Annotated in this window: 20 protein-coding genes; 4 read left to right on the top strand and 16 right to left on the bottom strand. The window is 40.5% G+C overall.

Features of this window, described 5'->3' with window-relative positions; all coding sequences use genetic code 11:
- Window positions 1-298: 298 nt before the first annotated feature.
- From PL11201_RS11400 to PL11201_RS11335, 14 genes are all read right to left on the bottom strand, one after another.
- Complete coding sequence (locus PL11201_RS11400) at window positions 299-1,693, bottom strand: IctB family putative bicarbonate transporter (protein ID WP_079678779.1); 1,395 nt, start codon at window positions 1,691-1,693, stop codon at window positions 299-301.
- A gap of 71 nt (window positions 1,694-1,764) precedes the next feature.
- Entirely contained in the window at window positions 1,765-2,478 is a 714-nt protein-coding gene (locus PL11201_RS11395) for an NUDIX hydrolase (RefSeq protein ID WP_079678778.1), read from the bottom strand.
- Complete coding sequence (locus PL11201_RS11390) at window positions 2,471-3,034, bottom strand: nicotinate-nucleotide adenylyltransferase (protein ID WP_079678776.1); 564 nt, start codon at window positions 3,032-3,034, stop codon at window positions 2,471-2,473. The genes PL11201_RS11395 and PL11201_RS11390 overlap by 8 nt, the downstream gene beginning before the upstream one ends.
- Before the next feature lie 31 nt (window positions 3,035-3,065).
- Window positions 3,066-4,001, bottom strand: coding sequence for an ADP-ribosylglycohydrolase family protein (locus tag PL11201_RS11385; protein ID WP_079678775.1), 936 nt, complete (start codon window positions 3,999-4,001; stop codon window positions 3,066-3,068).
- A gap of 78 nt (window positions 4,002-4,079) precedes the next feature.
- Window positions 4,080-5,873: an SLC13 family permease gene (locus tag PL11201_RS11380; RefSeq protein ID WP_079678773.1), complete on the bottom strand. Its 1,794-nt coding sequence runs from the start codon at window positions 5,871-5,873 to the stop codon at window positions 4,080-4,082.
- A 169-nt stretch (window positions 5,874-6,042) separates the two neighbouring features.
- On the bottom strand, window positions 6,043-7,545 hold the full coding sequence (locus tag PL11201_RS11375; protein WP_079678772.1) for a NupC/NupG family nucleoside CNT transporter: 1,503 nt from the start codon (window positions 7,543-7,545) through the stop codon (window positions 6,043-6,045).
- A gap of 436 nt (window positions 7,546-7,981) precedes the next feature.
- Window positions 7,982-10,780 (bottom strand): cation-translocating P-type ATPase, encoded by a 2,799-nt coding sequence (locus PL11201_RS11370; RefSeq protein ID WP_079678770.1) that lies wholly within the window; start codon window positions 10,778-10,780, stop codon window positions 7,982-7,984.
- A 196-nt stretch (window positions 10,781-10,976) separates the two neighbouring features.
- A complete protein-coding gene (locus PL11201_RS11365) occupies window positions 10,977-12,044 on the bottom strand; it encodes a UbiA prenyltransferase family protein (RefSeq protein WP_079678768.1) in 1,068 nt (355 codons plus the stop codon).
- 22 nt (window positions 12,045-12,066) lie between these two features.
- Window positions 12,067-12,429 carry a DMT family transporter gene (locus PL11201_RS11360; RefSeq protein WP_234996668.1) on the bottom strand — a complete coding sequence of 121 codons (363 nt, stop codon included), beginning with the start codon at window positions 12,427-12,429 and terminating at the stop codon, window positions 12,067-12,069.
- Window positions 12,430-12,438: 9 nt separating this feature from the next.
- Entirely contained in the window at window positions 12,439-13,464 is a 1,026-nt protein-coding gene (locus PL11201_RS11355) for an NAD-dependent epimerase/dehydratase family protein (RefSeq protein WP_079678767.1), read from the bottom strand.
- Between the two features lie 10 nt (window positions 13,465-13,474).
- Window positions 13,475-14,035: a YdcF family protein gene (locus PL11201_RS11350; protein WP_079678765.1), complete on the bottom strand. Its 561-nt coding sequence runs from the start codon at window positions 14,033-14,035 to the stop codon at window positions 13,475-13,477.
- A 2-nt stretch (window positions 14,036-14,037) separates the two neighbouring features.
- Window positions 14,038-15,105, bottom strand: coding sequence for an NAD-dependent epimerase/dehydratase family protein (locus tag PL11201_RS11345; RefSeq protein WP_079678763.1), 1,068 nt, complete (start codon window positions 15,103-15,105; stop codon window positions 14,038-14,040).
- Between the two features lie 76 nt (window positions 15,106-15,181).
- The gene (locus tag PL11201_RS11340; RefSeq protein ID WP_079678762.1) at window positions 15,182-16,648 is read right to left on the bottom strand and encodes a GMC family oxidoreductase; all 1,467 of its coding nucleotides are present in this window, start codon (window positions 16,646-16,648) and stop codon (window positions 15,182-15,184) included.
- 5 nt (window positions 16,649-16,653) lie between these two features.
- Window positions 16,654-17,028 (bottom strand): hypothetical protein, encoded by a 375-nt coding sequence (locus PL11201_RS11335; protein ID WP_079678760.1) that lies wholly within the window; start codon window positions 17,026-17,028, stop codon window positions 16,654-16,656.
- Window positions 17,029-17,107: 79 nt separating this feature from the next.
- On the opposite strand from PL11201_RS11335, the gene thiO reads away from it, so the two are divergent.
- A complete protein-coding gene (gene thiO / locus PL11201_RS11330; RefSeq protein ID WP_079678758.1) occupies window positions 17,108-18,220 on the top strand; it encodes a glycine oxidase ThiO in 1,113 nt (370 codons plus the stop codon).
- Between the two features lie 747 nt (window positions 18,221-18,967).
- Here the strand turns inward: thiO and PL11201_RS11325 are convergent.
- Window positions 18,968-20,764, bottom strand: a complete 1,797-nt coding sequence (locus PL11201_RS11325; protein ID WP_079678756.1) for a bifunctional serine/threonine-protein kinase/formylglycine-generating enzyme family protein — start codon at window positions 20,762-20,764, stop codon at window positions 18,968-18,970.
- A gap of 460 nt (window positions 20,765-21,224) precedes the next feature.
- Here PL11201_RS11325 and dnaK point away from each other — a divergent pair, with 460 nt between their 5' ends.
- The 3 genes from dnaK (at window position 21,225) to PL11201_RS11310 (ending at window position 25,048) form a co-directional block, all read left to right on the top strand.
- A complete protein-coding gene (gene dnaK, locus PL11201_RS11320; RefSeq protein ID WP_079678754.1) occupies window positions 21,225-23,132 on the top strand; it encodes a molecular chaperone DnaK in 1,908 nt (635 codons plus the stop codon).
- Window positions 23,133-23,240: 108 nt separating this feature from the next.
- Window positions 23,241-23,741 carry a DUF4112 domain-containing protein gene (locus PL11201_RS11315; protein WP_079678753.1) on the top strand — a complete coding sequence of 167 codons (501 nt, stop codon included), beginning with the start codon at window positions 23,241-23,243 and terminating at the stop codon, window positions 23,739-23,741.
- 305 nt (window positions 23,742-24,046) lie between these two features.
- Window positions 24,047-25,048 carry a PRC-barrel domain-containing protein gene (locus tag PL11201_RS11310; RefSeq protein ID WP_079678751.1) on the top strand — a complete coding sequence of 334 codons (1,002 nt, stop codon included), beginning with the start codon at window positions 24,047-24,049 and terminating at the stop codon, window positions 25,046-25,048.
- Window positions 25,049-25,065: 17 nt separating this feature from the next.
- On the opposite strand, the gene PL11201_RS11305 is transcribed toward PL11201_RS11310, so the two are convergent.
- On the bottom strand, window positions 25,066-26,028 hold the full coding sequence (locus PL11201_RS11305) for an RNA-guided endonuclease InsQ/TnpB family protein (RefSeq protein WP_079678750.1): 963 nt from the start codon (window positions 26,026-26,028) through the stop codon (window positions 25,066-25,068).

Here is a 26,028-nt window from a genome sequence, read left to right as displayed (position 1 = left end):
TTTGAACTGAGTTGCAGTCATTCAGTTGCAGACTTTTGATTTCTATACCATTGAGAAAGCAGAACCTTCCCTTGCTTATTAAGGCAGGTTTAAGATTTCTCATTGTTCGTCTTCAATATAATACAGGTTTTTCTTAAAAATGGAAGATCCTCTAAGGAAAATTACTTAAACCGATTATTATTACTATTTCTCCCCGACCGCAAATGGGTGGATATCTAGGGCTTTAATTGTTACATCCCCTTTTCCGTAGGTCTTCCCTGTGATCCCTAGACCCTAAGAGCCAAATTTATTCATTCCTCTAAGCTTCATCCGCTAAAATCTGAGGCTTGGGTTGATAATAGCTGGCAATTAAAGCGATCATTAACCACCATAAAGTATTCACTTGGGGACGATATAAAACCGTATCAACGAAACCATGACCTATCAGTCCTATTAAGGTAGAAATGGCTGCGATCAACCAAAATCCTTGGGTATTTCCTAAAGCTCGGAGTTGTTTTAATTGCACCCATCCTTGATTAAAGGTTACGGTTAATAACCAGAGAAAACAACTTAAACCGATAATTCCAGTTTCAACTGCCACTTCTAACATCACGGAATAGGCACTCAAAGCCGTATAACGAGGCTGCATATAAAGAGGATAAATCTTATTGAAAGCCACGTTTCCCGGGCCAATTCCTAAGATCGGACGATCTTTAATCATTTCAATGACTGCCATCCAAACATTAATTCTAAAATTATTACTACTATCTCCCCGTCCAACAAACATACTCGCCACCCGATCGCGCACAGGAGGAACAAATGCCACTGCTAAGACGAGAAAAAGGGTTAATCCTGTTAATCCCATCGGTAAAGCCCACTGTCGCCAAAAGGGAGGAAAACTAATACTTAACCAATATAATAATAAGACTGAAAAAGTAAACATTAATAGCACTAATCCAATCCAGCCTCCTCGACTAAAGGTTAAGACTAAACAGGAGGAGTTGACAATAATCATGGTTAATGCTAGGGCTTTCGGTAAAATGCCTTGCCAAACAAAGAATGCAGCCAAACTTAGACCGACTGCGGGTAACAAATAGGCGGCTAATAAATTCGGGTTATCTAAATAACTATAAACCCGGGTTAAGTTAGATTGGGCAGAGGTGGGGTCAACCCAAGTAGCTAAGGCTTCTGCACCCGAAAACCACTGTCTTAAACCATAGACACTCACGAATAAAGCTGTGTGTAAAAATAGGGTAATAAAAATTGAGCGAACTTTCGGCGATCGCAATATTCTCGACATGAAAGCGAATAAAATTAAATAAAGAGTTAATTTCGTCCAGCCACTAAAGGCAGCTATTTTAACCGGAGATAAAGCCGTGGCAACGGTGGCAATTCCCCAATATAATAAAACGATTAAATGTATGGGAGTAAAGGCAGTTTGTGAGGGTTCATCCGTTAGGGTTAATAATAACCACCATCCGGCACAAGCAATTAATAAAACCCCGATTAATGCCGTTCCCACAAACGGAGCCAAACAAAATACAATACTAATTAATAATGCCCCCAAGGGTTCCCCCCACTGTAATAACCAACTTCCCTGTCGCCATTGGTGCAAAAATCCTGTGATCTGGTAGAGAAAACTACTATTACGCCATTGGTAGAGTAGTAGATTTTGTAGGGTAAATTGTTGCCAAATAGTGTTGAGGGTGGTCATGGGCTTTAATGGGTTTTGCGATCGCAGGGGTGAAAACTCAGATGTTAGTATACATTAGTTCAAGGTTAAATTCAAACAAACACTAAGGGTTTATCTTTTAAGGGGGCAAAAGCTTGTGCATCAAATCGATATAAACTTGCTGGTCTACCCGCCCCTCGGGATGTTTTCACCCCGGTATCATAGAGAAATCCTAACTTGAGTAACCTGGTTCTAAAATTAGAATAATCGGAAAATCCTTCTCCTAAAATAGTAGTATAAAATTGGTATAAATCCCCTAATGTAAATAATTCAGGTAACACCTCAAAAGCCACAGGACTATATTCTAATTTATTTTTTAATCGACGATAACCATAGTCTAAAATTTGATTATGATCAAAAGCTAAATGAGGAATTTGATCAATGGGATACCAAGCAATTCCGGTTACTCTATCGGTAATTAATTCGGCTTCTTCAAACCGAACGATCGCAAAATAACTCACGGATAAGTAACGAATATTATAGGAATCTGGGGCTTCTCTGGGGTCACGTTCTGGCCCTCCAAAGGTATATAATTGTTCCAAATATAAATTCTCAACCCGAATTTTTTCCGCTAAAATTCGATAGGCTGCATCCTCTAAAGATTCTCTTTTTTGAACTAAAGTTCCGGGTAAACTCCAAGTCTCGATAAAGGGTTCTTCTTTTCGTTTGACCAATAAAACTAATAGGCGATTTTGTCCGGTATCAACGGAAAAAATTACATTATCAACACCCACTTTAAAATCTTCTAAGATCAAAGTTTTATTCATATAATTTTTCTCGGTTAATATAATCTTGTACCGGGGTCGTTAAAACTTCTATATTACCCGTTTGGCGATAGTGACTGGAGGAAACTGGTAAACCTGTGATGGTAGCAATAGTTAAGGTCGCACCTAATTTTTTGAGGTGATCTAAGTCCATTTCTATCACCTGATAACCCGGTCGCGGGATAATTAATAATTCTACCTGTTTTAATAGGGTTTCTATCTGATACCACTGGGGAATTTGTTGAACTAAATCCGAACCCACGACTAAAGTATAATCCGCATCAGACCAGTAATTTTTAGCCCCTTTTAGGGTTTCCAAGGTGCGGCGACTACTGAGTTCAGGATGCAAAGCAATATTTTTTTTCGGGGCGTTAATTTCCGCAATTAATAATGATAACATTGCCATTCGATGTTCTAATAAAGTTTGGTGGGTTTTAAAGGGATTATCCGATGCCCAAACCACAACTTTATCGAACCGTTGAGACAACCAAAGCAGAATCGCTTGATGTCCTGAAGTGGGAGGATCTGCACTGGTTCCAAAGAGGGCAATTTGAGTCATTTTTAATCAGAGTTAATATTATTTTAGAGCATCACTCAAGGGTTTGTTCTAATCGATTAGCTAGGGCAATAATATCATCTTTTCGGGCTATTTGTTCTACCCATTCTGAAGGAATATTGTTCAACCCATAATAAATTCCGGCTAAACCTCCTGTGACGGCGGCTGTGGTGTCGGTATCTTCCCCTAAATTAACGGCTTTAAGAACCGCTTCCGGGTATGAAGATGTTGTTAATAAACACCATAATGAGGCTTCTAAAGTATGAATCACATAACCCCCCGATTGAATTTCATCGGTTGATAACTGGTCAATATTACCCCTCAAAACCCGGTCAAACCGAGAAGATTCTATGGTTAAACTGGGATGATAATAAATGGGTTTTATGGCTTCTATTCCTTGAAGATAGGCGGATTTTAGATCTAATCCTTGGAGTAATTTAACCGCAATACTAATATAAATTCCGCAGGCAATTTGGGAACGGAGATGACCATGGGTTAAACAGGAACATTCATGCACCCACTGGATTAATTGATAGAATGATACCGAAGAATATAAATAGGCCATAGGTAAAATTCGCATTAAGGAACCATTACCATTACTGCGTTCATCGGTTTCTCCAGCTTCTACGGGATTAACCTCATTTTGCAGGTTTTTAATTGCGTTATTGGTGGTTCCTCCAATATCAAATACAAGCCCATTTGCTGCCCATTCTTGATGATAGCGCCAACGACAAAAAGAGGCTGCGATCGCTTTTAAATTATAGCCCTGACAAAGACTATCTGCTAAACACAACATTAAGGAACTATCATCCGACCAAGTACCCGGCGGTTGTCGATGGGTTCCATAGCCAGTCATCGTTGTAATGGGGTTTTTTAGACGGTCTTGGCGACTGGTAAATTCCACCGGAACACCCAACGCATCCCCCACACAAACCCCGATTAAACCCGACAAAATTGCTGATTTTTTCATATTAAAATCCTTTTATAGTAATCCTAATTTATACTCAAAAGGCAATAGGAAAAACCGTTAGCCCTGAAGGGCTTACTACTATAATCCATACAGCCAAATAATTAATAAGGGGGTAACTATAGCTAAAATTATACTCAGGGGAGCACCCACCCGGGTAAAATCGAAGAACTTATAGCCCCCAGGACTATAAACCATTGTATTCGTCTGATAACCAATGGGAGTCATATAACTATTAGAAGCGGCAAAAGTTACCGCATACATAAAAGCAAAGGGATTTAAACTTAATGCAACCGCAACTTTTACCGCAATGGGAAGCATTAAAACCACCGTGGCATTATTTGAAAGAATTTCTGTCAGAATAGATGTAGCAATATAGAATAATAATAATATCCAATACCCGGATAAATCTCCTCCCAAACCAACTAAAGTATCCGCTAACCATTGAGTTGCACCGGACTTATTCATGGCTATTCCTAAAGGAATTAATCCTGCTAATAGAAAGATCACATCCCAACGGACAGAGCCATAAATTTCTCCGGGTTTGAGACATCCGGTAATAACCATTAAAATTACACCTGCTAAAGCACTCACTAAAATAGGCATAATTTCAAAAGCCGCCAGAACAATAACCCCCAAAACGATCGCCAGGGCAATCCAGGCTTTATCCTGTCTCAGTGTTTCCACATCTCGTTCTTCTAAAACCAGAAGTTCTCGGGTGGTTTGTAACCCAATAAAACTTTGTTTTGGCCCTTGAAGTAATAGTAAATCTCCAAATCGGAGGGTTACTTTTCCTAATCGCCCTTGAACTAATTCCGAACCTCGACGAATGGCTAAAACCGTGGCGTTATAGCGTTGACGGAATCTTAAATCTTTTAAAGTAGTGCCGATTAATCGAGAATTGGATAAAATCAAAACCTCAGCTATTTTTTCCTGTCCAGAACTCAAAATAGTTTCTAAAGATTCTTCCTTAAATTTAACATCAGGCAGAATATCTAACCCTTTTTCATCTCTAATTTTGAGTAAATCCTCGCGACTGCTTCTAACAATTAAAATATCTCCGACCTTTAATATTCTATCTGCTAAAGGTTGAGCAAACCGGATATTATTTTGAATGATTTCCAACACATCTAAGTCAAATTTGCGTTGAATTTCACTTTCTTTAAGCGTTTGTCCGACCAAGCTAGAACGGGGGGTAATGACTAATTCGCTTACATAATCTTTTAACCCATATTCGGTTTGCAAAATATCAAAATTTGCGGGTTTGCGGTCAGGTAAGAGTCGAGGAGCAATCACCGCCAGATAAATAATCCCAATTGTAAAAGTAATAATTCCTAATACGGTAAACTGAAATAACTGAAATTCCCCATATCCCATTTGTTTGGAAATACCACTGGCTAAAACGTTTGTTGAAGTTCCAATCACCGTAATCATCCCCCCCAAAACCGTCGAATAGGATAGGGGAATTAATAACTTAGAGGGGGAAATTTTTTGCTTGCGACACCAATCTTCGATAATCGGTAAGAAAATTGCAACAACAGCCGTATTATTAATAAAAGCCGTAATCGGGCCAACAATTAATCCCATGACTAAAATTTGTTGACTAGCTGTAGTTCCTCCCCATTTCAATAACCAATCTCGAACAGTTTGTACGACCCCAGTTCTTGTAATTCCAGCACTTAAAATAAACATTGCCATCACCGTAATGGTGGCGGAGTTACCAAACCCAGAAATTCCTTCATCGGGTGTGACTAACTTTAAAACCATTAAAATAACAGTAACGGTAAGGGCTGTTAAATCAACGGGAAGCCACTCAAAAATAAAGGCAATTAAGGCCAGAATAACAATACTAAGGGTGAGAACAATGTTCGTCATGTAAGTGAAATCAGGTGTTAATGTTGTGTTTTTGGTTAGGGTTAGGGAACAGGGAACAGGGAACGGGGAATAGGTTATAGGGAATAGGGAATAGGGAATAGGTTATACTCTGCTCCCCCTGCTCCCCCTGCCCCCCCTGCCCCCCCTGCTCCCCTGCTCCCTTGCTGTATTAAGATCTAGGAGAGGGAGAAGGGGTCGGTTTAGGAGAAGGACTGACCGTTGGGGCTGCTGTCGGGGCGGGAGTTGGGGCTGGGGAAACCGTGGTATTTGGGGCGGCGGGGGTACTGACGGCCGGAGGAGTCGCCGCCGGTTCTCCCATGATGCTAGGATTGCCGTTATCGTAGAATCCAGCTAAACAGGCAATCATCATCGTGGCTAAGGTTCCCCCAAATAGGGCTTTCCAACCCAGTTGGGAAATATCTTTCCGGCGCGAAGGAACTAAACCCACCATTCCGCCGACGAAAATTCCCACGGAAGCAACGTGAGCAAAACCGGATAAAGCATAACTAACTATTAACACTGTTCTAGGAGTAATTAACCCGGCTTTCGCGGCTTCTGCTAAGGCTTGATAGGGGGGAATGGCTGTTTCTAATAAACGACGACCAATAATCACAGAAGCTGTCCAAGAGTCATCAAAGGAAATTCCCGTTAAAATGGTCAAGGGATAGAAAATAAATCCTAAAATATTGGCTAAAGTGACAACTTGAAAAAAGTCTCCGACTGGACTGGGTAATAAACCCAACCAAGCTGAAAATTGATTAACTAAGGACAGTAATCCCAAAATTAAGATTAAAATGGCAGCAATGGCGACGGACATTTTTACACCATCTAATGCCCCAATAATGGCTGAATCTAAAGGGCTAATTTGATCAATTAATTCTCCGCCAACGGTTTGTAATTCATGGTTTTCATCTTCATGGGTGATTAAGTTTTCTTCTGGTTTTTCCTCCGGTAGCATCCCTAAAGTGAGGGGTCTTTCGGTTTCAGGAACTAATATTTTAGAGATCACAAAACAGGCGGGAATTGCCATAATTGAAGCGGAAACTAAATGTCCTAAAATATTAGGAAAAACTGGCTTTAAAAAACTTACATAAATGGCAAGAGTGGAGGAAGCTGCCGTTCCGAAACAACAGGTTAAAATCGCACAGAGTTCGGAACGGGTCATCTTTTCTAAATAGGGCTTAACCACAATGGCGGCTTCAATTCCCACAAAAATATTAGCTGCTCCGCTTAGGGCTTCTGCTCCACTTAAGCGCATGGTCTTATAAAATAACTTAGCAAAAACATTCGTGATGACTTGAATCACCCCTAAGTTATATAATAGCGCCATTAAACCCGAGAAAAAGATCACCGTGGGTAAGGCTCTAAAGGCAAAAATATAACCTATATTGACATCGGGAGTTTGCCCGGGAATGGGAACAATATTTTTTCCAAATACGAATCTAGCCCCGGTATCAGCGGCATAAAACAAACTATCGAGAAGACTACTAAACCATTCTAAGCCCGTTCTTGTAGGTGGAAATAGAAAGACTAGAAAGGCTAAAACTAATTGTAGGCCAATGCCTAAACCCATGGTTCGCCAGGGGACGACTCGTCTATCTTCTGAAAATAACCAAGCAATAAAGCAAAGGCCAAAAATTCCCAAAAATGAAATCAGATTCAAGTAAGTCATAAGTATTTTTGGAGGGATTTATGGTAGGGGACAGGAAACACTAAAACACAGGAATAGAAATTCCTGATGGAATGTTCTAGTTCGATAATTTGGAATAAGCTGTTACGCACTTAAATTTTATATCTTAGGGAGCAGGGACGCTCGCACTGCAATGATTCCACGATTTTGTACTATACACTTTAGGCGCCCAACAGCTTACTAGGATAGTAGATTTGAGTCTGGCGATAGACCATTACTTCACACCGAAAGCGAGGATAGGAAGTTCCCAACTCAGGACTACACCAAAGGGGATGGGAATAAACGGCACTGGATACTATTTATCCCCACTGTATTGATTGTTGGCTGATTTCGGTGTGCCTTTTGTTCTTGTGCAAACCTACCACTAACCCCGTCAAACGTCAATCTGGGTCAATACGGATTTTATTTTTCACATCAATTAGCGACGATTGATCCACCACTTATAAACCAGTTTTTCCATTTCAATCCAGATAAACATTAAGGCACTAAAACCAAGACAAATTGATAATTCAGTGAAGTTTAAAAAGTGAGTTCCAAAGAAACTTTGGAAGGGAGGAAAATAAATTAAGAGCAACTGAAGCACTGTTGTTAATCCTACAGCACCCCACAAATAGGGGTTAGTTTTAGGATTCATTTGGATGGTTAATTGAGTATCAGAACGAACGGCGATCGCATGACCCATTTGGGCTAAACATAAAGTCGTAAAGACCATGGTTTTCCAACGTTCAGGATTCCCACTACTTTCCGCTTCGCCATAGGCCCACAGCATCAAAACAATGGTTAAAATAGCAAAAATAATTCCAATTCTAATCATATATAACCCTAATCCTCGCGCAAAAATACTTTCTCGAGGGCTATAGGGAGGACGCTGCATGACCGCAGGTTCAGCCGGTTCCATGGCTAAGGCTAAAGCGGGTAAACCATCGGTAACAAGATTCATCCATAAAATTTGTAAAGGGGTTAAGGGAACACCCCCTAAACCCAATAAGGGAGAAGAAGCAATCACTAACACTTCCCCAATATTACTACCAAGAATATATTTAATAAAACGGCGAATATTACTATAAACAACTCGCCCTTCTTCGGTCGCCGCGACAATGGTAGCAAAGTTATCATCCAATAAAATCATATCACTGGCTTCTTTGCTCACATCGGTTCCGGTAATTCCCATGGCAATACCGATATCTGCTTGTTTCAAAGCCGGAGCATCATTCACCCCGTCCCCGGTCATCGCCACGAATTCGCCGTTTTTTTGTAACGCTTGAACAATCCGCAGTTTATGTTCAGGAGAAACTCGGGCGTAAACACTCACCTGTTCAACTTTTTGCTCTAATTCAGTTTGAGTTAATTTCTGTAATTCTTGACCGGTTAAACTTAAACTCTCTAATTCAGCAATGCCTAAATCTTGAGCAATTACTTTTGCAGTTAATTGATGATCTCCAGTAATCATCACTGGACGAATGCCCGCTTCTTTACAGAGTTTAACCGCTTCTCGAACTTCAGGACGGGGCGCATCTAACATTCCGACTAACCCTAACCAAACTAATTCCTGTTCGGCGGTTTCTTCCTCCCCTTCGAGGGGTAATAGTGTTAAAGATCGGGTGGCAAATCCCAAAACCCGTAAACCTTTCCCCGCCATTTCGTTATTTTGTTCGAGAATTCGTTGACGGTCTGCTTCTGCTAAAAAAACACTTTGATTACCAACTAAAACAGAAGTACATTGAGCTAAAATCAACTCCGGTGAGCCTTTCGTGAACATCACACATTCTGAATGTTCAGCGTCTGGAAGTTGACAAATGACACTCATCCGCTTACGTTCTGAGGAGAAAGGAATTTCAGCAACACGAGGGTTTTTGTGATTTTGAATCTCTCTAAATAAACCAGCTTTTCCGGCTAAGGATAATAACGCTCCTTCCGTGGGATCTCCTAGAATCATCCATTTATGATCATCTTGTTGTAATTGAGCATCATTGCACAAAACACAAGCTGTTAAAAGAGGCTCTAAAATCCTATACTCTGAGGAAATTGTGTTATTTTGTTCCGAGGTTATCGGTATTAATTCCCCCACCGGATCATACCCTTCTCCCGTGACTTGAAACACTTGATCAAAGGTCTGAATCGATTGCACCACCATTTTATTTTGGGTGAGAGTTCCGGTTTTATCCGAACAAATTGTTGTTACAGAACCCAAGGTTTCCACCGCCGGGAGTTTCCGAATTAAAGCATGGCGTTTGACCATTCTTTGTGTCCCAATCGCCAAAGTAACTGTTACCACCGCCGGTAAACCCTCGGGAACAACGGCCACCGCCATACTCAAGGACACTTCTAATAAATCTTCTAAACTCTGAAAACTGCCCGTTCTGATCACGCCACCAACTACTACCAAAGCAACTAAAGCTAAAGACCCACTCACTAAGACATTTCCTAACTGGGTCATCCGTTGTTGTAGGGGAGTCGGTTCACTTTCTACCCCCTGGATCATTTCCGCGATGCGTCCGAGTTCCGTGGTCATTCCCGTATTGGTGACGACGACTTGTCCCCGTCCCTGGATCACTTCCGTCCCCATGAATACCATATTAAGCCGATCGCCTAGAGGGGCATCTTCAGCTAATTCCATACTCGGTTTTTTAATTACCGCTTCTGCTTCCCCCGTTAAGGCGGCTTCTCGCACCTGCAAATTTTGGGCTTCCACTAGGCGACCATCGGCTGGAATTTGCACCCCAGCCTCCAGAAACATGATATCTCCTGGAACCAGTTCTTTCGCGGCCAGTTCCAGCATTTTATCGTCCCGCATCACCCGAACTCTAGGGGAAGACATTCGTTTTAGGGCGGCTAGAGCCTGTTCTGCCCGGCTTTCTTGGAAGTAGCCCAACATCCCATTCAAAATCACAATTGAAAAAATAGCAACGGCGTCTTTGGGAAAGTTGCCTTTGCGAAAATCAATCACGGCGGATACAATGGCTACGGCAATCAGCATCACGAGCATAATATTCGTGAACTGATCCCATAAAATCTCCAAGGTACTGCGACCCGGAGCTTCTTTTAATTCATTCAGACCATACTGTTGTTGGCGTCGAGTCACCTGTTGTGGCGTTAACCCGGTTTCACTATCGGTATCTAGGATCTGGAGAGCTTTGTCAGCACTCAAGGTATGCCAGGTTTTGAGGGGTGCTAAGGTTGAATCTGAAGACATTGATGAGGATTCGGGAGATACCATTGTCTAAGTCCTAAAAGTTCCAGCTAATCTACTCTGATTCAATCATAGATGATTTGGAGAATGTCTGAAAATTGTCAGGGAATAAGTAATGGGTAATGGGTAATGGGTAATTTTTCAGGGGAGAAACAGTTGTGATTAATGCTGAAATATTAAGAAAAATTGAGGAGTGAAGTGCAACAACAAGAGTGAAACCGAATTAATCAAATAAATGAATATTAAAATAGAGAATAACTAAATAGGAAATGAGCCAGATGATTAAACTCCATTTAATCGTCGGGTCTTGAATTAAAATCCGGCTAGGTTCTTCTCCATCGGCTAAAACCGTCACTAACCATTTATAGTGCATCACCGCATAATAAACAATGGGAACCGTAATCACTAAAGAGGGATTTTTACCCGATTTTATTGTAAACAAAGCATAGCACATAATCGTCATAGTTGCCGTACTATTCAGGAGAGAATCTAAATAGGGTAAGGTATATTGAGAAAGAACTGGACGTTGTTGGTTTTTGCTTCCCCGTTGATAGAATAACTCTAAATAAGAAGGTTCGGAATTAGGTGATTTTAGCTCGGGCTGTAGGGATGTTTCAGAATAAAAACTTTCTTGATTGATTTGAAGATGTAATAAAGATAATAATTCCGAACGCCGTTTAGAAAATCCTAAAAATAGAGTCAGAAAAAACGTACATAAAACAATCCAAGCCGTCGGCATATCTCCCAACGCATAAATTCCAGCTAATAGCCTCAGAACAAAGCCAAAGGCAATACAACTAACATCAAATAGGGGTATGTTTTTGAGTTTAATAGAATAAATAATATTATTAATCCCATAGAGTAAAACACAGATTAATGTGGGGATTCCTAACCCATAAGCACCTAAAAGGGAAACCGTTGTTAAACAGAATGCGATCGCTAATCCGGTTTTAATAGAAACTTGACCACTGGCAATGGGACGATACTTTTTTTTCGGATGTAGGCGATCGCGTTCCCGATCTTGAATATCATTAAAAATATAAACTGCCGATGCCATAGCTGAGAAAAAAATTACCGTTAATATTGATAACAGAATTGCCTGGGGTTGTAACAGTCTTCCCCCAAATAAAAGTCCCGCCAAACAAAATAGATTTTTTGTCCATTGATGGGGGCGAATTAGTTTAATTAGGGGGAGCAAAGTTGAGGATTTCACAGGAACAAATTCTGGATTGGTTTGATGATCATGGGTTTCTAATATTGATGGAGAATCCTCTGATTTTGGTATTTTCATGGTATTGAAAACAATCAATTATTTAACGAGACATAACAATAATTCCAGTAACAATTAAACCTAATCCGATCATTTGATTCAAGCCAAAACGCTCTCCCAATAGAAGATTTCCGATTAATGCCACTAAGCTAAAACCAATGGCTGCAAATACCGGATAGGCGGTAGAAACGGGTAAACTATCAAGAGCTTTGGCAAACACAATTAAATTAATCCCATAAACGATAATAGCTGCCATAAACCAAGGAGATAATAACAGGGTTAATAAACTTGGGTCGGGAGCTTCTAGGCGAGATTTTTTCAGTAATAAGTTACCGATTCCGCTATTAATAGCCGCAATTAAAACTAAACTCCAGGAAATCCAGTTGATTGAGTTAATGTTATTCACAGTGTATAATTAAGAGAGTTGTTTTAATACCCAAAGTAATTTTTCTTTCACCGGGCGACGATGGGCAGATCCCGCTTTTTCCGCTTGTAGTTGATTATAGTTTTGTTTAAACCAATCATAACTTTCACGGAACATTTCATCATTAGAATATTTGGGTTTCCAGCCTAATTTTAGCAGGGGATCGACATCAAAATAAAATTCTTTGTGATAGGTTAAGTAATGCCAAGGAGCGAGGGGACTTAATCCCATCCAGTCTAACAGTTGTAATGTGCCAATGGTTAATCCTGTGGGTAAACTTTTGACTTGAGAATCGGTTTCGGCATATTCAATTAAATGTTCTAATCCTTCTCGTAATGTGCCAAAGCGATCGCTTCCCACATTATAGATTCCGGGCTGACCTAAATCCAATGCTAAAAGATAGGCGTCCATCAAATCATGGGCATGGACAAATTGAAATTTAACGTCACCACTGCCAATTACATAAACATTTTTTCCCTCTTGAATCCATTCAAATAATATCTGAAAAATCCCTAATCTGCCTTCGCCTAAAATCGTCCGAGGACGAATTACAATTAAGGGTAAACCCGCTTGATCACAAATCTCTCTAACGGCTAATTCCCCCGCTAATTTTGCCCGTCCATAAATTTCAACGGCTTTAGTAGGGGTATTATTATTAATCGGACATTTAGCCTCCCCAAATAGGGCGCTAGAACTCATGTGAATAAAACTTTTAACTCCGGCTTTTGTTGCTGCTTCGGCTGCGATTTTACTGCCTTCTACGTTAACTTCCCAAAACTTATTCCCCGATTTTGTTAAGGGAACTAAAGCCACGTTATGATGGACAATATCAATGCCTTTCATGGCTTTTTCTACCCCATCGCGATCGCAAATATCACAGCTAATAAATTCAATCTCTGGGGGACGAGTCGGATCTTCCCAAATATCTAAAATTTTGACATCTTCCCCCCGTTGATATAATCGTCTGGCAATTAAATTGCCTAAAAATCCCGATCCTCCGGTAATTAAATGTTTCATGGTTTTATTGTTAATTTTTAAATTTATTTTTTGATTTATAGAATCTAATTAAATTATAAATCAAAGCTCCCCATTCGTAAAGTAAATGAGCGGGTAAATAATGATAAAATACAAGACGTAGTGGCATTGTTCGATTCGCTAATTCAGGATAAGAAGTCATCACCTTTTGAACCTTATATCCACAAAGTTTAAACATTAATTGACTCCGAAGTGCATGGGGTTTGTTACAATATAAAATCACTTCTTCTAAGGGCCACTGTTCCTGTTGTTCTAACCATTTTCTTAATAATCTAGCATTATCAAAAGTATCCAAATAGGGGCGGTCTTTAACGTTTTCAGGGACAAAAATCTGGAGTTCGGGACGATGTTTTAGGAGATATTTTGCAGCATACTGTTCTTCTGATTCAGGACATTCAAAACAATTCCCTGGAGAAATATACACTTTTTCGTTTTCAGAAACCTGCTTTAAAACTTGTTTTAAAACTTCTTCAAAATAATTGGATAAAAAATAATTTTGGGCAAAGTTTTCTCTAAAAACCAATCCTTCTGTCACCACAATATGGCTAACCATAGTTAATCTAGTCCCCCATAATTCTCAAAAATCCATTTTAGGCTTTTTCTCATTCCTGCTTCTAAAGCAATTGTCGGATTATAACCTAATTCCCGTTGAGCTTTAGCAATAGAGCAAGCAATGGTTTTATTCATTTCTGAGAGAACATGGATTTTTTGATGATAAAATCCTAAACTTTGTAATGTTCCATCAACAACTAAAGCAATTTCACTGACTAAACCGGGTAATTTTAATCGTTGATGGCTACAGGATTGCTGAAATTCTGTTTCTAATAAATGTTCTATAGTATCGATAATATGATTCATAGAATAGGGTTTTTCATCCGCTATCCAATAGGTTTCTCCGTTGGCTTTTTCGGTGATAGCTGCTAATATTAATCCTTGACAAATATTATCCACATAAGCCATAGATCGTAAATTATTCCCATCTCCAACAATTGGCCCTTTTCCATCTCGAATCATCTTAAAAAATAGGGTTTGACGTTGGGGTTGATGGGGGCCATAAAACCAAGGGGGACGGATAATCACGGTTTCAATTTTTCCCTGTTGCTGATAGTTATTTATGGCTAATTCCATCAACATTTTTGAACGTCCATAGTTCATATAGGGATGATAGGGGGAGGTTTCATCAAATAAATGATCGGGATGGGGATTACAACCACAGGGAGAATTTGAAGATACAATAATCGCTCGTTTTATCTTAGCAGAAATCGCCGAATTTAATAGATTTTTTGTTCCTTCTACATTGATTTGATAGAATTGGGATATTTTTTGAGGATGAATAATTCCGGCGGTATGAAATAAAATAGCATTTTCGGCATTTTCACAAAAGCGATCGCAATCTTGGGAATTTCTCAGATCTCCTTGATAAATTTCTATTTGATCGGATATTTTTTTTAATACTGTTGGGTCTTGATTCGGTAAAATTAAACAGCGAATTTTTAAATCTTTTTGAGGTTGATTTAGGGGTTCAAAATCTCCTAATCCTTTAACTAAAGATTCGACTAAATTAATTCCTAACCAACCTAATGCACCTGTTATTAAAACTAAATTTGTGTTGAGTTCTATCATAATTTTATTTGTTGTTGTGCTTTAGCACTATCATAGGTTGATAAGATGCGCTTAAGCGCAACAACGGCGCAACAACTTAGGGATTTAAGAATTTTAACGCATTTCGACGGGCGATCGCCATAATTGAACCTTGGGGATTGACTCCAGGGGCGGTACAAAGTAAACTGGCATCAGCAATATACAAATTATTAAATCCATGAACTTTACCAAAGGAATTAACGGCACATTTTTGTAAATTTTCTCCCATTGGACAAGAAGAAAAAACGTGAACTGTCATTAAATTAGTTTGTTTTATAGGAAGTTGTTCTGGGATTTTAGCTAAATCCTGGGGATGGGTCAAGGGGAAACTATTGGAAATACTAGGATAAAGAATTTTAGCATTCGCTTCAAATAATAATTGGGCTAATTTTTGTAATGCTTCTGATAATTTTTTTAAGTCTTGAGATGTTAATTGATAACGAACCAAAGGATCACGATAAAAGGGAATATTTCGCACTGTACCATAACCTTCTCCTGTAATCATAGCATAATAAATTGCCATTTTTTGCCAATTTTTTTGCACTTCTTCTGTATATTCAGGATGATCAGTCATTGACACAGATAAATAGGGAGGAGAACTAATTGAACAACCAAAACTAAATTTAGGGGAAAATTCCTTAACTTGATGGACAGGAACTCCCATATCTAAGGTGTTAATCTCTTGATCAAATTGAGCAATTATTTTAACCGTTGGGTGCATTCTTAAAGCATTACCAATATTATTTTTAATTCCACTTTTTCTTAATAAGGCTGGAGTTTGAATTGCTCCACAACAAACAAATACTGTTTCCGCTTGAATTGTGATCAGTTGTTTATTATAGTTATTGACTTGATCATAACCTGTTAAAATCCAGTTTTTGTCGCTTTGATTAATCTTTTTTATCCAAGTATTTGCTAATAATTTACATCCGGCTTTTAAAGCTCTGGGAATAAAGGTTTCGGTCATCGACTGTCGCGTTCCTTTTAAAATCTTATCTGATGATTCTTGATAACGAAACCAGCGAGGAACTTCTAAAGATTGCCAATTTAAACGAGTTGAACCTTCCTGTAATTTTAAGGAAGCAGCAGGAGCTTTTCCAGTTAAATAACAGACATTAACCGCTTTTTCGCAGGCTTCAAAATGGGGAATTAAATCGGCTTCTGTTAAAGCATCTACTTCAAATTCTCGACTCCATTGTGCTAAAATATCAGAGGGTGTGCGGTGATATAAACCACTATTAATTTCACTTCCTCCCCCCACACATCGACCTTCCACATATTGAATTTTGGGCTGTCCAAAAGCGGCAGTTAATCCCCCATTTCGATACTTTTGGCTCATTTCTTCAACGGAAAAAGGTTGACAGGATTCTAAGGATAAATAGGCTCCTTCTTCAATTAATAAAACATCCCGTCCGGCTTCAGCTAATAAACAGGCGGTAATCGCTCCTCCTGGGCCAGAACCAATCACGGCAATTTCAACTTTTATAGGAGATTCGGAGGGGGAAATTAGGTTGTATTCAGACATAATAATTATGAGATATAATTCAGGGAATTGATATAATCAGATTGCCAATATAATACAACTAGACTTTCATAAAATCGCATCAAATCTCGGCAAATTTGAAAAGGGGAATTTTTCCAAGATGCAATTTGAATTTGACGCATAGATGGCGACTGAGAATGAAAAAATGAACCTGTACGCAGCAAGCCCCAAATATCAAAAATTAATGTTAAAATCAATAAAGGTAATTTCAGATAATCCGGCATTCGATTCTGTTGTTCGATGACAAAATTAACCACTGAATTATTAGGGAAATACTGGAGAATTGGAGAATCTTTAAAACGATAATCAATCAAAGAATAACATAGGGCGGAGACTGTAGTTGTAAAAAATCGTTTAATCATTGTTAACCTATATAAAAATCAACCCTAAAAGTTTAAAATAGAAAATAGATTCAATTCCTAAGATGAACTTTTAAATTTTATGCAACAACATAGTGAAATTATTCTAATCGGTGGTGGTTTGATTGGCTTATCCCTGGCAGTTGAGTTAAGATTGCGGGGAGCAACGGTAACAGTTTTGAGTCGGGACATCCAAGAAGCGGCGGGTTTAGTCGGGGCGGGAATGTTAGCCCCCCAAGCCGAACAACTTCCCCCTGGCCCTATGCTAGAATTGTGTTTACGCAGTCGCGCCCTCTACAATGACTGGACGCGCAAACTGGAGGAAATCACGGGGTTAGATACGGGATATTGGCCCTGTGGTATCTTAGCTCCGGTTTATGAACGTCCCCACTGTACCAGTTTAGAAACGACTCCAGACACCCCCAACCATTGGTTAGAGCCCGAAGCAATTTTACAACAACAACCCGGGTTAGGGGATGATGTTGTCGGGGGTTGGTGGTTTCCCCTGGATGGTCAAGTCGATAACCGTCGGGGGTTAATCAACATATTGCAAAGGGCGGCTCAAGAATTAGGAGTTAAAATAGTTGAGGGAGTTACGGTAGAAAAATTGGTAAATTCTCCTAATCAAATTATCACAGAAATTCAGACAAATCAAGGTAATTTTAGGGCGGATAATTATATTTTAACGGCGGGTGCTTGGTCGGGACAATTGTTATCAATTCCCGTCTATCCCAGAAAGGGACAAATGTTATCGGTGCGGGTTCCAGACCCGATTAAACCCTTACCTTTGAAACAGGTTTTATTCGGTTCAGATATTTATATTGTACCGCGTCGAGATGGTTTAATTGTGATTGGAGCTACATCAGAACAGGTGGGTTTTACCTCCGGTTTAACCCCGAATGGAATTGAACATTTATTATCAGGAGCTATTCGATTATATCCGGTTTTAAAAGAGTTTGAAATTGAAGAATTTTGGTGGGGATTTCGACCGGAAACCCCTGATTTATTCCCAATATTAGGGCCTAGTTGTTGGCAAAACTTAACTTTAGCAACAGGTCATTATCGCAATGGGATTCTATTGGCTCCGGTTACGGCTCAATTAATTTCTAATTGGGTATTAAATCAACAATATGATCCGTTATTAAATCATTTTAGAGGCGATCGCTTTCAATATAGCAAGTCTAAATCAGTGTAGTAAGTCCTTTAGGACTCTGAGGCGTGAACGAGCAGAAAAAATTGTAGTAAGTCCTTTAGGACTCTGAGGCGTGAACGCCTCACTACAAGCGGCATAATGATATAATTTTTGTAGGAGGATCATTAGCCTTAGAAATAATGAAAATTAAAGATGTCATTAAAAGACTAGAAAAAAAACGCTAAACTATAAAAAATTAGGGGGTTGATTATTGAATTAAATATATCAAACCCGTAGGGGCGGGTTCAACAAAATCTAACAAATCCCACAAATAATCTTTCTAAACCCGCCCCAACCCCAGAAAGAGAAAGACGGCGGGTTTATTTAGGTTTATTATTATTAACAAATATTCGGGTGAACCCGCCCCTACATTCGGGAAAACCCGTAGGGGCGGGTTCTGTACAATCTAACAAATCCCACAAATAATCTTTCTAAACCCGCCCCAACCCCAGAAAGAGAAAGACGGCGGGTTTATAAAGGTTAATTATTATTAACAAATATTCTGGCGAACCCGCCCCTACATTCGAGAAAACCAGTAGGGGCGGGTTCTGTACAATCTAACAAATCCCACAAATAATCTTTCTAAACCCGCCCCAACCCCAGAAAGAGAAAGACGGCGGGTTTATAAAGGTTAATTATTATTAACAAATATTCGGGTGAACCCGCCCTTACATTCAAAAAAAAAAAAAAAAAGAAAGAAGGGAAAAGAAGAAAGAAGGGTAAAGGGCTAAAGGGCTAAAGGGTAAAGGGCTAAGGAGTCCACGCAGGCGGGAGGGAAACAACACGAAATCCGTAGTTGCTGTTCCGACTGTCCGGCACGTCCCTGCCACGATTGGCACTGCGGCAATTCCTGGGATTGTTGACCCACGAACCTCCGCGAATCACCCGGTATTGCGTATTTCCCCCAAACTCCCAAACACTGCCATCCGTGGGCGCACTATTATAATTTTCATGCCAAGGGTCGGCGCACCATTCCCAAAGATTGCCGTGCATATCGTATAATCCAAAAGCGTTAGGGGGAAAACTGCCGACAACCGTTGTCTTTTTCCGATAAATCCCTTTAGGCCCGGAGCCGTAGGTATAGTTGCCGTCATAGTTGACTAAATCGGGGGTGATGGTTTCACCGAAATAGAAGGGGGTGGTGGTTGCAGCGCGACAGGCATATTCCCATTCTGCCTCACTGGGTAAACGATGGGTACGTCCGGTAAATTGAGAGAGGCGATCGCAAAATTCTACGGCTTCAAACCAAGTTACACTCTCAACAGGTAAGTTATCTCCTTTAAAACTGGAGGGGTCGGGCTTGAGATCAATCTGACGTTTGGGTAAACCAGCTACCGCCCGCCATTGGGCTTGAGTCACGGCATATTGACCGATCAAAAAAGAGTTTATATTAACAGTACGTTGTGGCCCTTCATTGTCTGATCGTGATAGTTCACTGCTAGGGGAACCCATGCGGAAAGTTCCGGCGGGAATTACTGCTAAATCTAATATTATCCCATTGATATTTTCAGTTAACACTTGGGCTTGGGCTTGCCTACGGTTGGTAATTTTTCCGGTGGAGTTGACGGTTACGGTTTCAAAACTAACGGTTTTTAAAGAGGGTGTCGGTTTAATGGTTAATTGTTGTAATCCTGGTAATTTGAAGGGATTGGAGGCGGGGGCCGATTTAACGGTTAATTGTAATGCTTCTAAGACTTCTTGAGCCGTTTGAAAACGTTTTTCAGTTCCCTTTTGTAAAAGTTTATCTAAGACTTGACCCAAAGTATTATTGATTTTAACCGTTAAATAATTTCGCCACACCCAATCATCTTTACCAAAATCAAATAAACACCCAGGGTCATCAATATTCGTTAATAAATGAATACAAGTTACCCCTAAACTATATAAATCACTAGCAAAGATCGGTTTTCTTGCCCATTGTTCTGGTGCGAAATATCCGGGTGAACCAAGCTGAGTTGCTATACCCGCTAACGCCGTGTGGGTGGCTACTTTAGCTGTTCCAAAATCCACTAAAAATAATTTATTATCGCTTTTTCTTCTAATAATATTTTCCGGTTTAATATCTCGATGAATTACCTGTTTTTGATGAATAAATGCTAAAACAGGCAATAAATCTCCTAACAAATTAACAATTTTAGCTTCTGAAAATGCCCCATTTTGATCTAATTCTTGTAATAAATTTTGTCCTTCAACATATTCTTGAACTAGATATTGACGGTTATCTTGGATTAAATAGGCGAATAATTCAGGAATTTGGGAATGTTTGCCTAAATGTTCTAATTGTACGGCTTCTTGTTTAAAAAGTTCTCCGGCTTTTTCTTGATTATTCGTGCCTTGAGCTTGGGGTAAAAATTGTTTAATTACACAATAGGGTTGAGACGGTTTATCTTCATCCACCGCTAGAAACGTTCGACCAAACCCCCCTTGTCCTAATATTTTTAAAGCTCGATATCGTTCCCTTAATAGTAATTTAGAACCGCATTTTTGACAAAAAATTGTAGTTTTAGAGTTGAGTTGGAGGCAATCAGGATTAAGACATTGACTCATGGTTAAGGACTGGGGTGAGGATGGGACGATGCAATTAATTCAATATTATCACAACTGAATTCTAAGATTATCAACTATTATTTTATTGAGATTTTAGCGATCGCTTTTTCCCCTCGTAGTGAGTCCTTTAGGACTCAGCCCTAAAGGGCTTACTACAATTCGTCGGAAACTACAACCTAAAATATACGGTTAGCCACAATACCAAAACCGATCGCACTCCCTACAGTAGTAGATGTGAACCACAAAGGGCAGCCGTCCAAAGTTGAAGTCAAACCGTCCAAATAGGTTCGGTAAACACACCTTCAAGGAATGGACAAACCGCCCCCAGTATAGAGATAAGCAATCGTATCTTAAAAACTGTATGGAAATTGGACTCGCCGAGTCCAGAAGTCGAATTAAAACGACTAACCTCAAACAGAATCTAACTTTTTTGTAGTAAATTGGAGAACAATTAAAGAATATGGGAAAAGTAGTAGGCATTGACTTAGGAACCACTAACTCTTGCGTCGCCGTGATGGAAGGGGGAAAACCCACCGTTATCGCTAACGCCGAAGGGTTACGCACCACACCTTCAGTGGTAGCTTTTGCTAAAAATGGTGACGAACTGGTAGGTCAAATTGCCAAACGTCAGTCGGTGATGAACCCCGAAAATACCTTTTATTCGGTCAAACGGTTTATCGGACGTAAATCAGAAGAAGTTAACAACGAATCTAAAGAAGTTTCTTATAAAGTCCTGCGCGATAGCAGTGGTAATGTTAAATTAGATTCCCCCGCCCGCAATAAACAATTTGCCCCGGAAGAAATATCTGCCAAAGTGTTGAGAAAACTGGTTGATGATGCCAGTAAATATTTAGGCGAAACCGTTAAAGAAGCTGTTATTACCGTTCCTGCTTATTTTAACGACTCCCAACGTCAAGCGACTAAAGACGCGGGTAGAATTGCGGGAATTGAAGTTAAACGGATTATTAACGAACCTACCGCGGCTTCCTTGGCCTATGGTTTGGAACAAAAAAGTAACGAAACTATTTTAGTTTTTGACCTAGGGGGCGGTACCTTTGATGTCTCAATTTTAGAAGTCGGGGATGGGGTATTTGAAGTATTATCAACTTCTGGAGATACTCACCTGGGAGGAGATGATTTTGATAAGAAAATCGTTGACTACCTGGCGGAAGAATTCCAGAAAAATGAAGGAGTTGACCTGCGCAAAGATAAACAAGCCCTGCAACGGTTAACTGAAGCTTCGGAAAAAGCGAAACAGGAACTATCTAGCGTTACCCAAACTGAGATTAACCTGCCTTTTATTACGGCAACCCAAGATGGCCCGAAACATCTGGACATCACCTTAACCCGGGCAAAATTTGAACAGTTATGTTCTGATTTAATTGACCGTTGTTTGACGCCCGTAGAAAAAGCCATCACTGATTCTAAACTCAAAAAGTCTGATATTGATGAAGTGGTGTTGGTGGGCGGTTCTACCCGTATTCCCGCGATTCAAAAATTAGTTCGGGACGCCCTGGGTAAAGAACCCAACCAAACCGTTAACCCCGATGAAGTGGTGGCTTTAGGCGCTGCGATTCAAGCTGGGGTATTATCGGGTGAAGTCAAAGACATTCTGCTGTTAGACGTGACGCCGCTGTCCTTGGGTGTGGAAACCCTGGGTGGGGTGATGACTAAAATTATTCCGCGTAACACGACTATTCCTACTAAGAAATCGGAGGTATTCTCAACGGCGGTGGATGGTCAAACTAACGTAGAAATCCATGTTCTCCAAGGAGAACGGGAAATGTCGAACGATAACAAGAGTTTGGGAACTTTCCGCCTCGATGGTATTCCCCCCTCGCCCCGGGGTGTTCCTCAAATTGAAGTGATTTTTGATATCGACGCCAACGGGATTTTGAACGTGACCGCCAAGGATAAGGGGACTGGAAAAGAACAGTCCATCAGTATCACAGGCGCGTCTACCCTCCCCGATGATGAAGTACAACGGATGGTACGGGAAGCCGAACAAAATGCCGCCACGGACAAAGAACGTCGGGAACGCATTGAACGCAAAAACCAAGCCGATACCCTTTCCTATCAGGCAGAAAAACAGCTTCAAGAGTTGGGTGATAAGGTTCCCGAAGCTGACAAAACCAAGATTGAAGGGATGGTGAAGGAACTGCGGGAAGCGATCGCCCAGGATGATGATGACAAGATTAAAACCCTAACCACGGATTTACAACAAGCCCTATTTGCGGTGGGTTCTAATCTCTATCAGCAAGGAGGGGGCGGTGTTCCACCTGAAGACGGTGGCCCTAGTGCTGGCGGTTCCACACCTCCAGGTGGCGGTGATGATGTGATTGATGCTGACTTCACCGAATCTAAATAATTTCGTTGTTGTGATGCGGCACCATCCTAGTTGTTGTGCTTCAGCACAATTATTCCTCCCTCCTTGAGTTTAAGTAGGGGGGAATTTTTATTATTAAAGGCAAACAAAATGAAATCTATAAAACCCTCAAATTCTGATCTTGAAAGAGTTATTATTGTCCGCAGAATGCGACGTCTGAGCACTCTTTTAGATAATGCGATTCGGGTTCCTGGTACATCTATTGGGTTGGGAATTGATCCAATTTTGGGATTAATTCCCGGGGGTGGCGATATATTAGGAGGAGTGTTATCGATTTATATTGTATTTGAGGCGTTTAAGTTGGGTTTACCCCAGGAAACTTTAGTTACAATGGTATCCAATATTGCCCTAGAAACTATTACCGGAACTGTTCCTGTATTTGGAGATATTTTTGATGTTGCTTGGAAAGCCAATGTTAAAAACGTTGAACTTTTAGAAGATTACGTTAATTCCCCTGAAGTGGGGGAAAAAGCCGATCCTTGGTTTATTATTTTATTATTAGGGGGATTGTTATTATTAATTATATTAATTTCTCTAATCGGTATTGCCGTTTTAGCATTTATTTTTCAGAGATTAAGTGCTATGTTTTAATCGATTTAGTTGCGGATTTTTGCCATAAACTAATTTCCTGCTTCTGTTTGATACTATTGATAACTGCGTCTTAATCCTGCCTCTAGTAAAGCTAGAATAATCTAAAAAATAATTAAAATCTTAGAAATTCCACCGAGATCATCTTTGTTATCGGATCAGCTATCAGGTATAATGGGTTAAGGGTAGGTTTTGACCTACAGCAGAGCAAACCCGAAAAACTAATGGCACGGAATCCGCATCCAAACCCTTAGAAATTGTAGAGTAATCTGTATATTTAACAGTTAAAACTGAAATTCGCTATTAGCATGACATCTGAACATATCCGCCAACGCTCCGAAATTCTCGGCACTCAAGTTATCACCCGTGACAGAGGTAGACGACTTGGGATCGTCAGCCAATTATGGGTAGACATAGATCAGCGTGAAATTGTGGCGATCGGAATCCGTAATAATATTCTAGCGATCGCTGGAATGCCAAAATTTATGTACCTGAGTAGTGTCCGCGAAATCGGGGACGTAATTTTGGTGGACGATGATACCGTCCTGGAAGAAGACGTGGATGTAGAGAGCTACAGTACCCTGATCAACAGTGAAGTGATCACCGAAACCGGGGAACCTCTGGGACGGGTACGGGGCTTCAAATTTGATACCCGGGATGGCAAGTTAGAATCTTTAATTATCGCCTCCATTGGTCTGCCTCAAATTCCTGAACAAGTGATCAGCACATATCAATTGTCCATTGAGGAAGTTGTCAGCAGTGGCCCAAATCGATTAATTGTCTTTGAAGGATCAGAAGATCGACTCCAACAGTTGTCCGTCGGTGTGTTAGAACGTTTGGGTTTAGGAGAAGCACCTTGGGAAAAAGAAGAGGAGGGAATGTATTATCCCCCAACGGTTAAACCTGCTAACCAGTTAGGAACCGGACTTCCCCAAACCACGCCACAACGGGCGGGTCGCGCCCCGGCGGTGGCCCAGGAAGAATCCTGGGATGAAAATGACGCCTGGGAAGAACATCCCGCCCCAGTTCAGCCTTTACGTCAACCCCAACCGATTTATAATGACTATGAGGAAGAAGATAATTGGGGCGATGTGGAACGAGATGAGGATGAGCGCTATCGAGAACGGGAATTAGTTCCAATTGAACCCACTCCCCGTAAAGAACAAAAGCTCTATGCCAGAGAATTAGACTATGAATATGAAGATGAGGTAGATTCCGATGCTTGGGATGAGGGCGAAAATCCCAAACCCTATCAACCGCCCCGAATTAATATTCCAGAGAAGACAAAAATGCCCGAATACGAGGAGTGACATACTCTCACGCTAACCTAGCGGTATAGCGTGAGCTTCTTTTCTTCACAGATAAAGATTCCTGCTTCACAAGCTGAGTAACCTCGCTTGCTTCCACAGGCTGACACCGTAAGTCCGACGGCGTTAAGAGCTAAATTTTTGATATTAATTGCCGCATTGTGATCACGGTCTAAGACGGTGCCACAGTGCGGACATTCATGGGTGCGAACTGACAGAGCTTTAGGAACATTTTTGCCACAGCCAGAACATCTTTGAGAAGTACCATAGGGATTTACTTTCACAATCCAGTTGCCGCGTTTTACCGCCACTGCTTCTAGGATTTGCGAAAACTGTCCCCATGCTGCATCAAGGATTGACTTAGCTAAACGAGTCTTAGCCAAGCCTTTGATATTGATATCTTCCAAGCCAATCAGATCATATTTCTCGCATAACTTATGAGCAACTTGATAGTGAGTATCAAGAGATAATGGCGATGGTACACTTGCATCTTCAATTACGATTGAGGCATACCAGCCATCAGCTTTTTTGATTAGAGTGCAAGTCTTAGGCGTAAATCCATCAGGGATAGGACGATGCACAACCACTGGCATAACGCCAATTTTACTAAGCTTTAAATTATCGCCAATAATATGCGCTCCTGCTTTCTCACTATTAGTTTGTGGAAAAGTGAAAGAGCGTAACCCACCAGACTTTTTAAACCTCGGTCTGCCACCTGGTTTGCCTGTTTTGTCAGGCACCATCCATCGTTGCCATGCTTTATCCAAACGCATCAGATTTTGCTGTTGTACTTGAGCATAAATATCTTTGTACTCAGGAAACAAAACCTTAGTTTGCTTAAGTTCACCAGATTGGCGGTGATAGTTAGGACGTTCTGGAATATCACCAATTGGCTCAAACTTAATTGAGCATCGATCAACCCGGTTTTCACACAAGTGGCTACCAAGCTCTGAGGGTTTTTGTGTTTTAGGATACAGAATCAT

This window comes from Planktothrix sp. PCC 11201 (genome assembly GCF_900009135.1).
In the GTDB taxonomy this organism is placed as follows: Bacteria; Cyanobacteriota; Cyanobacteriia; order Cyanobacteriales; family Microcoleaceae; genus Planktothrix.
Note: the sequence above shows the minus strand (reverse complement) of the source record. Positions and strands in the feature narration are given on the sequence as shown.